This window comes from Streptomyces sp. 184, assembly GCF_045781775.1.
GTDB lineage: Bacteria > Actinomycetota > Actinomycetes > Streptomycetales > Streptomycetaceae > Streptomyces.
In genome coordinates this window covers 7,795,134-7,807,061 of record NZ_CP123230.1, presented here as the reverse complement: position 1 = coordinate 7,807,061, position 11,928 = coordinate 7,795,134, and the positions used below count along the sequence as shown (strand labels likewise).

Genomic DNA, 11,928 nt, shown 5'->3' with positions numbered 1-11,928 from the left:
ATCCGCCGGCAAGCCCCTCGTGAGCCTGCCTTGAGCCCGTTGCTACGGGCCGAGCGCCGGCCGTGCGCTGCGCGCCACGGCCACTCCCCCCACGCGCGCTCGCGCCCAGGTGACCGGCGTCCTACGTGCCGGGCTGCCCCGCGCCCGCGGCCCCACGCGCCCGCCGTCGCCCGCGCCCGCCGTCCACGTGCCCGCCGTCCTACGCGCCCGGAGCCTCCTGCGACGTCAGCCGCTCGGCCACGTCCCGTAGCCCCGCGAGGTCGTGCACGTCCCCCGGCAGCGCGGCGACCTGGGTCACCGGAACCCCCGGGTGCAGGGCCGCGAAGCGGTCCCGGGTACGGCGCTCGTGCGCCAGAACCTGCATCCGCTCCGCATGCAGCCGCAGTAGCGCCGCGGCGCCCTCTGCCCCCTCCACGCCCTCCGCGCCCGTACTCTCCGCCCCCGTGCTACCCGCGCTCGTACCCTCCGCCTCCGCGCTCTTCGCGCCGGAGTGCGCGTCGTCCACGCCCCGCTCGTCCAGCGCCTCCGCCGCCGCCTGCGCGCGCTCCGCGCTCAGGTGCGCCGCGTCGCTTTCGTGCACCCGGTTGAGCACCAGTCCTGCCAGCGGCATCCGGTCGGCTTCGAGCCGTTCGACAAAATATGCCGCCTCCCGCAGCGCGTCCCGCTCCGGCGTGGCCACCACCAGGAAGGCCGTCCCCGGGGCCTGAAGCAGCCGGTACGTCGCCTCTGCGCGCGTGCGGAAGCCGCCGAAGAGCGTGTCCATCGCCGCGACGAACGTCTGCACGTCGCGCAGCAGGGAGGCCCCCAGCAGCTTGCCGAGCGTGCCCGTCATCATCGACATCCCGACGTTGAGGAACTTCATCCCCGCCCGGCCGCCCACCTTCGCCGGCGCGGTCAGCAGTTTGATGAAGCGCCCGTCGAGGAAGGAGCCCAGCCGCTTCGGCGCGTCCAGGAAGTCGAGCGCGGAGCGGCTCGGCGGGGTGTCCACGACGATCAGGTCCCAGGATTCCCGGGCGCGCAACTGGCCCAGCTTCTCCATCGCCATGTACTCCTGGGTGCCGGCGAAGCCGGCCGACAGCGACTGGTAGAAGGGGTTCTCCAGGATGGCGCGGGCCCGGTCGGCGTCCGCGTGCGCCTCGACGATCTCGTCGAAGGTGCGCTTCATGTCGAGCATCATGGCGTACAGCTCGCCGGGCCCCTCGACGCCCTCGACCCGGCGCGGGCTGTTGTCCAGGGCGTCGATGCCCATGGACTGCGCCAGCCGCTTCGCCGGGTCGATGGTGAGCACGACGACGCGTCGGCCGCGCTCCGCGGCCCGTACGCCGAGGGCGGCGGCCGTCGTCGTCTTGCCGACGCCGCCGGCGCCGCAGCAGACGACGATGCGGGTCTGCGGGTCGTCGAGGAGCGCGTCGGCGTCCAGCCGGGGCGCGGTGTCGAGGCTCATAGGGGCCACTGCTTTCCCAGCTCGCCGGACAGCCGGTAGAGGCCGGCCAGATCCACTCCCTCGGTGAGCAGCGGCAGTTCGTACTGCGGCAGCTCCAGTCGCGCCAGTGCCGTCCGCTGCGTACGTTCCAGGGCCAGCCGCTCCGTGTGCTCGCGCGCCTGCCGCAGCAGCGGCGCGACCAGCCGCTCCGCCCGCGCGCCCCGGCTCGCGCCGCCCAGCCCGGCGGCGGACAGCGCGGCGGCGAGGGCGGCGGGGTCGGCTTCGGCCCGTTCCAGCTCGGCGTCGTCCATGAGGGCCGGGCGCACCATGTTGACCACCGCGGCGCCGACCTGGAGCCCGGCCCCGCGCAGCTCGGCGGCGCCGTCGACGGTCTCCTGCACGGGCATGTCCTCCAGGAGGGTCACGAGGTGTACGGCGGTACGGGCCGAGGTCAGCACCCGCATCACGGACCGGGCGTGGTTGTGGATGGGGCCCGCCTTGGCCAGCCCGGCGACCTCCGCGTTGACGCCAAGGAAGCGCGTGATGCGGCCGGTCGGCGGGGCGTCCATGACGACCGCGTCGTACACGTGCCGCCCGTCCTTGTCCTGGCGGCGGGCCGCCTCGCACGCCTTGCCCGTGAGCAGAACGTCGCGCAGGCCGGGGGCGATGGTGGTGACGAAGTCGATGGCGCCGAGGCGGCGGAGGGCGCGTCCCGCGCTGCCCATCCGGTAGAACATCTGGAGGTAGTCCAGCAGGGCCTGCTCCGCGTCGATGGCGAGCGCAAACACGTCGCCGCCGCCGGGCGCCGAGGCGATGCGCCGCTCGCCGTACGGCAGCGGCTCGGTCTCGAAGAGCTGGGCGATGCCCTGCCGCCCCTCCACCTCGACCAGCAGGGTGCGCCTGCCGTCGGCGGCCAGGGCCAGCGCCAGCGCGGCAGCCACGGTCGTCTTGCCGGTCCCGCCCTTGCCGGTCACCACGTGCAGCCTTTGGAGCCCGCTCATGTCCGCGAGCCTAATTCCTCGGCGCGCGAGTCAGCAGACCGCCTCCGCCGACGGCCCCCAAGCGGCGGCCAGTCGCGGCGGGCTACAGTCTGGCCCATGAAGAAGTGGGAATACGTGACCGTGCCGCTGCTCGTACACGCGACCAAGCAGATCCTGGACCAGTGGGGCGAGGACGGCTGGGAGCTGGTCCAGGTCGTGCCGGGGCCGAACGCCGAGCAGCTCGTGGCGTATCTGAAGCGGGAAAAGAGCTGATGGCGGGGCGGGTCGAGGCGAAGCTCGCGGAGCTGGGTCTGAGCCTGCCCGAGGTCGTACCGCCGCTTGCGTCGTACGTCCCCGCCGTGCTCAGCGGGCCGTACGTGTACACCTCCGGGCAGCTCCCGATGGTCGACGGCACGCTGCCGCTGACCGGGAAGGTCGGGGCCGAGGTCACGCCGGAGGAGGCCAAGGAGCTGGCGGCGCGGTGTGCGCTGAACGGGCTGGCGGCGATCAAGTCGGTCGCCGGGGACCTGGACCGGATCGTACGGGTGGTGAAGGTCGTCGGGTACGTCGCCTCGGCGCCGGACTTCACGGCGCAGGCGGGCGTGATCAACGGGGCCAGCGACCTGCTCGGCGAGGTGCTGGGCGAGGCGGGCGTGCATGCGCGCAGCGCGCTGGGGCTGGCGGTGCTGCCGCTGGACGCGCCGGTGGAGATCGAGTTCCAGGCGGAGTTGGGCGCGTAGGCGAGGGCCGCCGCGGCCCGGGGGGCCGGTCGGAGGCGTCCGTCCGGGGCGTTGGTCGGGGCGGGTGCCGTTCGGCGGCGGGTGTTCCCCAGGGCCGGTGCCGAGCCGGGATCGCCGGGTGCGGACGGGCCGGGTGCGGGCGTCGGCGGGGCCGGAGTTATCCACATGCCGGGGGTTGTCCACAGCCTGAGGTTGCCCACTCGAACATGGCGTCGGCAGCACGTAGGCTCCCGGTCATGTCCGAAATGAACGCCGCGAACGCCGCGACCGGCGCGAACGCCCGGTGGATTCCGCCCGCCGAGCGCATCCGCGCGCTCGCCCGCGGCGAGCTGACGCCCGTCACCCCGCGCCGCGCGGCGACGGTGCTGCTGCTGCGCGGCACGGCGCCCGACGGCCCGTGGGTGTACATGCTGCGGCGGCGGACCTCCATGGCCTTCGCCGCCGGCGCGTACGCCTATCCGGGCGGCGGCGTCGACCCGCGGGACGAACGGCCGCTGGATGCGGCAGCCTGGGCCGGGCCGCCTCCGGCGCAGTGGGCGGCGCGGCTGGGGGTGGCCGAGCCGGTGGCGCAGTCGGTGGTCTGCGCGGCCGTACGGGAGACGTTCGAGGAGGCCGGGGTGCTGCTCGCCGGGGCCTCGGGGGCGGAGGTCGTCGCGGACACCACGGGGGCGGACTGGGAGGCCGACCGCGCGGCGCTGGTCGCCCGCGAGCTGGGCTTCGCCGACTTCCTCGCGCGCCGCGGACTGGTCGTACGGACCGACCTGCTCGGCGCCTGGGCCCGCTGGATAACCCCGGAGTTCGAGGCCCGGCGGTATGACACGTGGTTCTTCGTCGCCGCGCTCCCCGAGGGCCAGCGCACGCGGAACGCCTCGACGGAGGCCGACCGCGCGGAGTGGGTCAGGCCCGCCGAGGCGGCCGCGGGGTACGACAGGGGCGAGCTGTCGATGATGCCGCCGACGATCTCGACGCTGCGCCGGCTGCGGGCGTACGGGTCGGCGGCCGAGGCGCTGGGCGCGGCCGGGGAGCAGGATCTGTCGGCGGTGCTGGCGAAGGCCCGGATGGAGGGGGACGAGGTCGTGCTGAGCTGCCCGGGGCACGAGGAGTTCACGCTGCGGGTGCCGTCATGAGGGCGGCGGGTCCTGGGGAGGCCGGCGGCCGGGGGGCGGCGGTGGGCAGGGGAGCGGTGGGGGTGGTCCTGTGACGGACGCGGGTAGGGGAGCGGTGGCGGGGGAGGTCCTGTGACGGACGCGGCGGCGTTGCCGGGGCAGCCTCGCGGCGGGGTGCTCGGCGGACCGGCCACCGCCCGGGCGACGTGCGTGCTGGCGCCCAACGCCTCGCCCATGACGCTCGACGGTACGAACACGTGGATCGTCGCCGAGCCCGACTCCGCGCAGGCGGTGGTGATCGACCCCGGGCCGCTGGACGAAGGCCATCTGGCGGCGGTCGTGGACACGGCGGAACGGGCGGGCCTGCGGGTGGCGCTGACGCTGCTCACCCACGGGCACGCGGACCACGCCGAGGGCGCGGCCCGCTTCGCGGAGCTGACCCGGACGAAGGTGCGGGCCCTGGACCCGGCGCTGCGCCTCGGCGACGAGGGGCTGGCCGCGGGGGACGTGATATCCGTCGGCGGGCTGGAGCTGCGGGTCGTACCCACGCCGGGACACACGGCGGACTCGCTCTGCTTCCACCTGCCTGCCGACGACGCGGTGCTCACCGGCGACACGGTCCTCGGCCGCGGCACCACGATGGTCGCCCACCCGGACGGCCGGCTGGGCGACTACCTGGACTCGCTGCGCCGGCTCCGGTCCCTGACGGTGGACGACGGCGTCGCGACGGTGCTGCCGGGCCACGGGCCGGTGCTGGAGGACGCGCAGGGCGCCGTGGAGTACTACCTGGCGCACCGGGCGACGCGGCTGGCGCAGATCGAGACCGCGGTCGAGGCCGGGTACCGCACGCCGGGGGACGTGGTGGCGCACGTGTACGCGGACGTGGACCGCTCGCTGTGGCCGGCGGCGGAGCTGTCCGTGCGGGCCCAGCTCGAATACCTGGAGGAGCACGGCCTGATCACCTAGCCGGGCTCGACCGGCGGCGGGCGGGGCGTCAGCGGGCGGCCGGTGTCAGCGGGCGGCGAACGTCAGCGGGCGGTGGGCGTCAGCGCGAGCGCTTGGCCAGGCGCTCGACGTCCAGCAGGATCACGGCCCGCGCCTCCAGGCGCAGCCAGCCGCGGCTGGCGAAGTCCGCCAGCGCCTTGTTGACCGTCTCCCGGGAGGCGCCGACGAGCTGGGCCAGCTCCTCCTGCGTGAGGTCGTGCACGACGTGGATGCCCTCGTCCGCCTGCACGCCGAAGCGCCGCGAGAGGTCCAGCAGGGCGCGGGCCACGCGGCCCGGGACGTCGGAGAAGACCAGGTCGGACATCTGGTCGTTCGTGCGCCGCAGCCGGCGGGCGACCGCCCGCAGCAGCGCGGAGGCGACCTCGGGGCGGGCGTTCAGCCAGGGCTGGAGGTCGCCGTGGCCGAGGCCCAGCAGCTTGACCTCGGTGAGCGCCGTGGCGGTGGCGGTGCGAGGGCCCGGGTCGAACAGGGACAGCTCGCCGATCAGCTCGCCGGGGCCGAGCACGGCCAGCATGTTCTCGCGCCCGTCGGGGGAGGTGCGGTGGAGCTTGACCTTGCCCTCGGTGACGACGTAGAGCCGGTCGCCGGGCTCGCCCTCGTGGAAGAGCGCGTCACCGCGCGACAGCGTCGCCTCGGTCATGGAGGCACGCAGCTCCGCAGCCTGCTCGTCGTCGAGCGCGGCGAAGAGGGGCGCGCGCCGCAGAACGTCGTCCACGAGTTCTCTCCTTGTCGGGGTGCCCGGGCGACCGCGGGCCGTTGCTCGGTCGGCCCGTCGCTTTCCATGATGCCGGACAGTAAAACAGTGCGATCAGTCACAAGTTTGACGTACCGCAGCGTGAACCGTACGCCAGGGGTCCGATTGGCGGCAGTTTTCCGGTGCTCAGCGGACGGCGCTCGGGGGATTGCGCGGGGGCGCGCAGGTGCGCGTGGAGGCCCGAGGGGCGCTCAACGAGCCGGTCGGGGCGCCGCCGTGCGTGACGCGCGGGTTGACCCGTACGGCCCTATTCCGCTCTCAGCGAACGCACCTCCCGCAATCCGATAAACCGGACATAACTCCGCCGTGCCAGCGCCCTGTGCGCGCCGTGCCAGCGGCCCTCGGCACGCTCCTTCCCGCAGACCGAGAAGGAGACACCCGTATGACCTACGCATTCCGGGCCGAGGGCCTGGTCAAACGGTTCGGCGCGACGACCGCGCTGGCCGGCATCGACCTCGCGGCCCGGCAGGGCACCGTCCTCGGCGTCCTCGGACCCAACGGCGCCGGCAAGACCACCGCCGTCCGCATCCTGGCCACCCTCCTCAGCCCCGACGAGGGCACGGCGACCGTCGGCGGCCTGGATGTCGTACGCGACGCCGGCGAGGTGCGCCGGCTCATCGGGCTCACCGGCCAGTACGCCTCCGTGGACGAGGACCTGACCGGCACCGAGAACCTCGTCCTCATCGGCCGGCTCCTCGACATACGCACCGCCGACGCCCGGGCCCGCGCCCGCGAGCTGCTCGCGCACTTCGAGCTGGCCGAGGCCGCCGGCCGCACCGTGAAGACCTACTCCGGCGGCATGCGCCGCCGCCTCGACCTCGCCGTGTCCCTCGTCGGCCGGCCCGACGTCATCTACCTGGACGAGCCGACCACGGGCCTCGACCCGGTGCGCCGCGAGGACGTGTGGGGCATCGTCCGCTCCCTCGTCGGGGACGGCGTGACCGTGCTGCTCACCACCCAGTACCTGGAGGAGGCCGACGCGCTCGCCGACGAGATCTCCGTCATCGACCACGGCCGGGTCATCGCCCACGGCACCCCGGCCGAGCTGAAGCAGCGCGTCGGCGGTCGCCACCTCGACCTGCGCCCGCTGGACCCGGCGCGGCTGCTGGAGTCGGCCGCGATCCTGGCGGAGGTGGCCGGCACGCAGCCGGAGTCGCCGACGCGCGGCACGCTGACCGTTCCCGTCGAGGACGACGGGATGCTCACCGCGGCCGTACGCCGCCTCGACGGGGCGGGGATCGCGGTGGCCGAGCTGTCGCTGCGGCTGCCCGACCTGGACGACGTGTTCTTCACCCTCACCGGCCACGGCACCGCCGCCCCTGCCACGGCCACCGCTTCCGTGTCCGTCACCAAGGCGCCCGGTGCGGCCGGTGCGGCCGGTCCGGCGCCGACCGAGGAGACCGTCCGATGACCACGCTCACCGCTTCCGAGCGGACCGCCGTGCCGTCCCGCCGGGACGGCGCCGCGCGCCCCTTCCCGCTCGTACGGCACAGCGTCGCGCTCGCCGGCCGCAGCCTGACCAAGACCAGGCGCACGCCCGAGCAACTGATCGACGTGACGCTCCAGCCGATCCTGTTCCTCGTCATGTTCCTGTACCTGCTCGGCGGTGCGGTCGCCGGCTCAACGCACGACTACCTCCAGAGCCTGCTGCCGGCGCTGATGGTCATGAACACGGTCTTCGCCTCGGTGCAGACCGGCATCAACCTCAACGACGACATCAAGAAGGGCGTCTTCGACCGCTTCCGTAGCATGCCCATCGCCCGCTCCGCGCCGCTGATCGGCTCGGTCCTCGGCGACCTCATCCGGTTCGTCATCCTGATGACGGTGCAGCTCGGCTTCGGCTACGCCGTGGGCTTCCGGGTCGAGACCGGAGTGCTGCCGGCTCTGGCGGCCTGTCTGCTGGTGATGTTCTTCGCGTTCTGCCTGTCGTGGATATTCGTGCTGATCGGCATGCTCGTACGGGAGCCGGGGGCGGTGCAGGGCTTGGGCTTCATGGCGATGTTCCCCCTGACCTTCGGCACCAACGTACTGGTGCCCACCGACACCCTCCCCGGCTGGCTCCAGGCGTGGGTCGACGCCAACCCGGTGACCGGCGTGATGGACGCCGCGCGCGGGCTGATGGTCGAGGGCGCGGTCGCGGGGCCGGTGCTGGAGACGGTGCTGTGGAGCGTCGGGGTGTTCGCGGTGTTCTTCCCGCTGGCGGTACGGGCCTACCGGCGGCGCGCCTAGGGGGAGCCGGGAGCGGGGCCGCCGGCCGGGGCGGGGGCGTCGTCGGCGGGCGGGTCGGCGGCAGAGGGGGAGCCGGGAGCGGGGCCGCCGGCCGGGGCGGGGGCGTCGTCGGCGGGCGGGTCGGCGGCAGAGGGCGGGCCGGCGGCGGCCGGGGCACCGGCGGCGGCCGGGTCTTCGGCCACGTACGCGCGGAGCAGTTCGACGGCGTCGCTCTGCTTGAGGGCGGCGCCGCGGGCCCGGGCCGGCCCGAAGTCCGCGCCGAGTGCGCGGTGCAGCCGGGCGGTCAGCTCCGCGGCGTCCGGCAGGGCGACGTCGCCGACCCCGCGGACGGCGTCCGCGGCGCCGAGCAGTTCGGCGGCGCGGGCGAACGGCGGACGCCCCGCCGACGCCGCGTGCTCCGCCGCCAGCGTCGCCACCCCGACCCCGACCATCGCGACCACCGGCATGTCCTTCACCCCCGTCGCGATGCCGAGCCCCGTCGCCAGCTCCGTACGCGCATCCGCCAAGTCCCCCCGTACGCACGCCAGCAGCGCCCGCCCCGTCCGTACGATCGCCTCGATCTGCGCCGCCGCCACCCCGCCCCGCCGCAGCGTCGCCAGCGCCTCGTCGTACCACCGCGCCGCCTCGTCCCACTCCCCCGCGCCGCGCGCGAGGTCGCCCAGGACGTCGCGGCACAGCGCCACGACGTGCGCATGTCCGTCGCGCACGGCCGCACGCAGCACGCGGTGCAGCTCCGCGCGCGCCGCCTCCGTGCGCCCCTGCGCCGCGTCGAGCTGCGCGAGCCGGGTGCGCAACTGGCCCACGTCGTCCTCGGCGTGCACCTCGCGCATCAGCCGCAACGCCTCCTCGAACCCCGCCCGCGCCCGCTCCGCGTCCCCCAGCAGCGCCCGGTACTCGCCGAGCTGGTGCAGCGCCATCGCCAGCCCCCACCGCTCGCCGACCTCGCGGAACCCCTCCGCCGCCGCCTCCAGGTCCTCCTCCAGCCCCGGCGCGTACCCCCGGTTCTCGCGGAACGCCGCGCGGATCATCCGCAGCAGCGCCCGCGCCCACGGGTCCGGGTGGCCCAGCCGCGCGTCGATCGCCGCGAGCCCGCGCTCGTCGTCGTCCGTGAACACCGCGATGCCCGGCTCCAGCACCGCGAGCATCGGGTGCCCGCCTTCCGGATCGATGCGCGCCACCAGCGCCGTCAGCTCCTCCAGGGTCTCGGTGCGGGGCCCTCTGCCGCCGCCGGTGGCCGAGTTGATCAGGTAGAAGCCGAGCGCGACCGCGTGCGCTTCGAGGGGCGGGTCGCCGGGGACGTCAAGCGCGAGGCGGAGCCAGTCGGCGGCCTCGGAGTGGTTGCCGAGGATCGTCCAGTAGATGCCGAGGGCGGCGACCATGCGGACGGCGGTGCCGGCGTCCCCGACGTCGACGGCGTGCCGCAGGGCGGCGAGGAGGTTGTCGCGCTCGGCGTCGAGCAGGGCGATCCAGCCGAGCTGTTCGCGGCTGCGTACGTGCGGGTCGGCGGTCTCGGCGAGCCGGAGGAAGTGCGCGGCGTGCGCGGCCCGTACGCGGTCGAGGTCGCCGGCGTCGGCGAGGCGGTCGCGGCCGAACTCCCGGATGGTCTCCAGCATGCGGTAGCGCGGACCGGCGCTCGGCTCGGCCTGCGCGCCCTGCGGCGCCTCCGCGATCTGGAGCAGGGACTTGTCGGCGAGCGCGGCGAGCAGGTCGAGCGCGGTGACGACGTCCATGCCGCACACCCCCGCGACGGACTCGGGCGTCGCGCCGCCGGGGAAGACCGACAGCCACTCCGCGAGCCGCCGTTCCGCGTCCTCCAGCAGCTCCCAGCTCCAGGCGACGACGGCCTGGAGCGTACGGTGCCGGGGCAGCGCGGTCCGGCTGCCGGTGGTCAGCAGCCGGAACCGGTCGTCCAGGCGGGCGGCGACCTGCTCGACGGGCAGCGAACGCAGCCGGGCGGCGGCCAGCTCGATGGCCAGCGGCAGCCCGTCGAGGCGGCGGCAGATCTCGGCGACGGCGGCGGCGTTGGCGGGGCCGACGGCGAAGTCGGGTCGGGCGGCGCGGGCGCGGTCGGCGAAGAGCCGCACGGCGGGGGCGTCGGCCGGGGTGTACGGGATGTCCGGGGTGTCGGGGGAGTCCGGGGCATCCCCGGCGGGCGGCGCGGGCAGGCCGAGCGGCGGGACCGGACACAGGGCTTCGCCGTCGATGCCCAGCGGCTCGCGGCTGGTGGCGAGGACGCGCAGCTCCGGGCAGCGGCGCAGCAGGTGGTCGGCGAGGTGGGCGGCGGCGGAGACGACGTGTTCGCAGTTGTCGAGTACGAGGGTGGTGGGCGCGGCGGCGAGGGTGTCGGTGAGCCGGGTGAGCACGTCGCGCGGCGGCAGGTGGCGGTTGTCGAGCACCGCGGTCTCGCGCTGGCCGAGCGCGCCGAGCACGGCGAACGGGACGTCGTCGCCGCCGGTCACGGGCGCGAGCTCGACGAGCCACACGCCGCCGGGGGAGGCGTCGAGCAGCGTGGCGGCGGCGGTCGTGGCCAGCCGGGTCTTGCCGGCGCCGCCGGGGCCGGTGAGCGTGACGAGCCGCGAGCCGCCGAGCAGCGCGCGGACCCGGCGCAGCTCGTCGTCGCGGCCGACGAAGCTGGTGAGGGCGGCGCGCAGGTTGGTACGGACCGGGGGCTCGGGTTCGTCGGCGGCGGGCGGCGTGCCGTCCGCGGCGGAGGGGCCGCCGTCGCCCGGGCTCGTACGGGACGGACCGCCGGCGCCCTCCGGACTCGTACGGGAGGAACCCCCCGGGCGCGTACCGTACGGGCCGCCGCCCCACCCCGTCACCTCGCCCCGCAGCACCGCCACGTGCAGCTCCCGCAGGCGCTCCGGCGGGTCCACGCCCAGCTCCTCCGCCAGCAGCGCGCGGTACTCCTCGTACGCCGCCAGGGCTTCCGGCTGCCGCCCCGCCGCGCACAGCGCGCGGATCAGCAGCGCGCGCGGGCGCTCGCGCAGCGGGTACGCCGTCGTGAGCGCCTCCAGCTCCGGGACCGCGGCACCGGGGCGGCCGGCCGACGGGCCGCCGGTCGCGCCTTCTTCGGCGAGACCGGCCTCGATGCGGTCCTCGGTGGTCTCCAGCCGCAGCTCCTCCAGCCGGTGCGCGGGCGCCGCCGCGAACGGCGCGTCCGCCACGTCCGCCAGCGCGGGCCCCCGCCACAGCGCCAGCGCCTCTTCCAGCAGCCGCCGCGCGGCTGCGGCGTCGCCCGCCGCCAGCGCCGCGCGCCCGGCGTGCGCCACCCGCTCGAAGCGCACGGCGTCCACCGCCTCCGGCGGCAGCGCGAGCCGGTAGCCGGCGGGCCCGTACGCAAGGGCGTCGGCCCGGCCGAGCGCCCGGCGCAGCCGGGAGACGAGGGACTGGAGCGCGTTGCCGGGGTCGGCGGGGGCGGTGTCGCCCCACAGGTCCTCGGCGAGCAGGGCCGTGCCGACGTACCGGCCGGGGTCGAGCGCGAGCCGTACGAGCAGCGCGCGGAGCCGGCCCCCGGCGATCTCCACCGGCACCCCGCCGACCGCCACCTCCAGCGGACCAAGCACCCCAATGCGCACGTGAGCCAGCCTCTCACGCACCCGGTGAGCGGCCGATCTCCTTTTACCCGCCCCTGAACCGCGGGACCGGCATCCGGCCGCCCCGGTGGGCACCGCCGGCCGCGGTGCCCACC

At 75.6% G+C, this 11,928-nt stretch carries 10 protein-coding genes; 6 read left to right on the top strand and 4 right to left on the bottom strand.

What is annotated here, in order from left to right; genetic code table 11:
* Positions 1–199 precede the first annotated feature (199 nt).
* A complete protein-coding gene (locus QBL21_RS33355) occupies positions 200–1,444 on the bottom strand; it encodes an ArsA family ATPase (protein ID WP_407565954.1) in 1,245 nt (414 codons plus the stop codon).
* A complete protein-coding gene (locus QBL21_RS33350; protein WP_407565953.1) occupies positions 1,441–2,424 on the bottom strand; it encodes an ArsA-related P-loop ATPase in 984 nt (327 codons plus the stop codon). The genes QBL21_RS33355 and QBL21_RS33350 overlap by 4 nt, the downstream gene beginning before the upstream one ends.
* 96 nt (positions 2,425–2,520) lie before the next feature.
* Here QBL21_RS33350 and QBL21_RS33345 point away from each other — a divergent pair, with 96 nt between their 5' ends.
* The 4 genes from QBL21_RS33345 (at position 2,521) to QBL21_RS33330 (ending at position 5,215) form a co-directional block, all read left to right on the top strand.
* A complete protein-coding gene (locus QBL21_RS33345) occupies positions 2,521–2,676 on the top strand; it encodes a DUF4177 domain-containing protein (protein WP_407565952.1) in 156 nt (51 codons plus the stop codon).
* Positions 2,676–3,143, top strand: coding sequence for a RidA family protein (locus QBL21_RS33340; RefSeq protein ID WP_407565951.1), 468 nt, complete (start codon positions 2,676–2,678; stop codon positions 3,141–3,143). The genes QBL21_RS33345 and QBL21_RS33340 overlap by 1 nt, the downstream gene beginning before the upstream one ends.
* Positions 3,144–3,379: 236 nt before the next feature.
* Positions 3,380–4,270, top strand: coding sequence for an NUDIX hydrolase (locus QBL21_RS33335; RefSeq protein ID WP_407565950.1), 891 nt, complete (start codon positions 3,380–3,382; stop codon positions 4,268–4,270).
* Positions 4,271–4,381: 111 nt separating this feature from the next.
* Positions 4,382–5,215, top strand: a complete 834-nt coding sequence (locus QBL21_RS33330) for an MBL fold metallo-hydrolase (RefSeq protein WP_407565949.1) — start codon at positions 4,382–4,384, stop codon at positions 5,213–5,215.
* A 79-nt stretch (positions 5,216–5,294) separates the two neighbouring features.
* Here the strand turns inward: QBL21_RS33330 and QBL21_RS33325 are convergent, their stop codons facing one another.
* A complete protein-coding gene (locus tag QBL21_RS33325; protein WP_407565948.1) occupies positions 5,295–5,969 on the bottom strand; it encodes a Crp/Fnr family transcriptional regulator in 675 nt (224 codons plus the stop codon).
* Between the two features lie 421 nt (positions 5,970–6,390).
* On the opposite strand from QBL21_RS33325, the gene QBL21_RS33320 reads away from it, so the two are divergent.
* Both QBL21_RS33320 and QBL21_RS33315 read left to right on the top strand, forming a co-directional pair.
* Positions 6,391–7,419 carry an ATP-binding cassette domain-containing protein gene (locus QBL21_RS33320; protein ID WP_407565947.1) on the top strand — a complete coding sequence of 343 codons (1,029 nt, stop codon included), beginning with the start codon at positions 6,391–6,393 and terminating at the stop codon, positions 7,417–7,419.
* Positions 7,416–8,237, top strand: coding sequence for an ABC transporter permease (locus tag QBL21_RS33315; protein ID WP_407565946.1), 822 nt, complete (start codon positions 7,416–7,418; stop codon positions 8,235–8,237). The genes QBL21_RS33320 and QBL21_RS33315 overlap by 4 nt, the downstream gene beginning before the upstream one ends.
* Here the strand turns inward: QBL21_RS33315 and QBL21_RS33310 are convergent.
* Positions 8,234–11,836: an AfsR/SARP family transcriptional regulator gene (locus QBL21_RS33310; RefSeq protein ID WP_407565945.1), complete on the bottom strand. Its 3,603-nt coding sequence runs from the start codon at positions 11,834–11,836 to the stop codon at positions 8,234–8,236. The two genes, QBL21_RS33315 and QBL21_RS33310, sit on opposite strands and share 4 nt — an antisense overlap.
* Between the last annotated feature and the right edge of the window lie 92 nt (positions 11,837–11,928).

What these genes read in the sequence shown, in the direction of transcription:
- QBL21_RS33355 (WP_407565954.1), bottom strand. Translation starts at nt 1,444, where the DNA reads ATGAGCCTCGACACCGCGCCCCGGCTGGACGCCGACGCGCTCCTCGAC.
- QBL21_RS33350 (WP_407565953.1), bottom strand. Translation starts at nt 2,424, where the DNA reads ATGAGCGGGCTCCAAAGGCTGCACGTGGTGACCGGCAAGGGCGGGACC.
- QBL21_RS33345 (WP_407565952.1), top strand. Translation starts at nt 2,521, where the DNA reads ATGAAGAAGTGGGAATACGTGACCGTGCCGCTGCTCGTACACGCGACC.
- QBL21_RS33340 (WP_407565951.1), top strand. Translation starts at nt 2,676, where the DNA reads ATGGCGGGGCGGGTCGAGGCGAAGCTCGCGGAGCTGGGTCTGAGCCTG.
- QBL21_RS33335 (WP_407565950.1), top strand. Translation starts at nt 3,380, where the DNA reads ATGTCCGAAATGAACGCCGCGAACGCCGCGACCGGCGCGAACGCCCGG.
- QBL21_RS33320 (WP_407565947.1), top strand. Translation starts at nt 6,391, where the DNA reads ATGACCTACGCATTCCGGGCCGAGGGCCTGGTCAAACGGTTCGGCGCG.
- QBL21_RS33315 (WP_407565946.1), top strand. Translation starts at nt 7,416, where the DNA reads ATGACCACGCTCACCGCTTCCGAGCGGACCGCCGTGCCGTCCCGCCGG.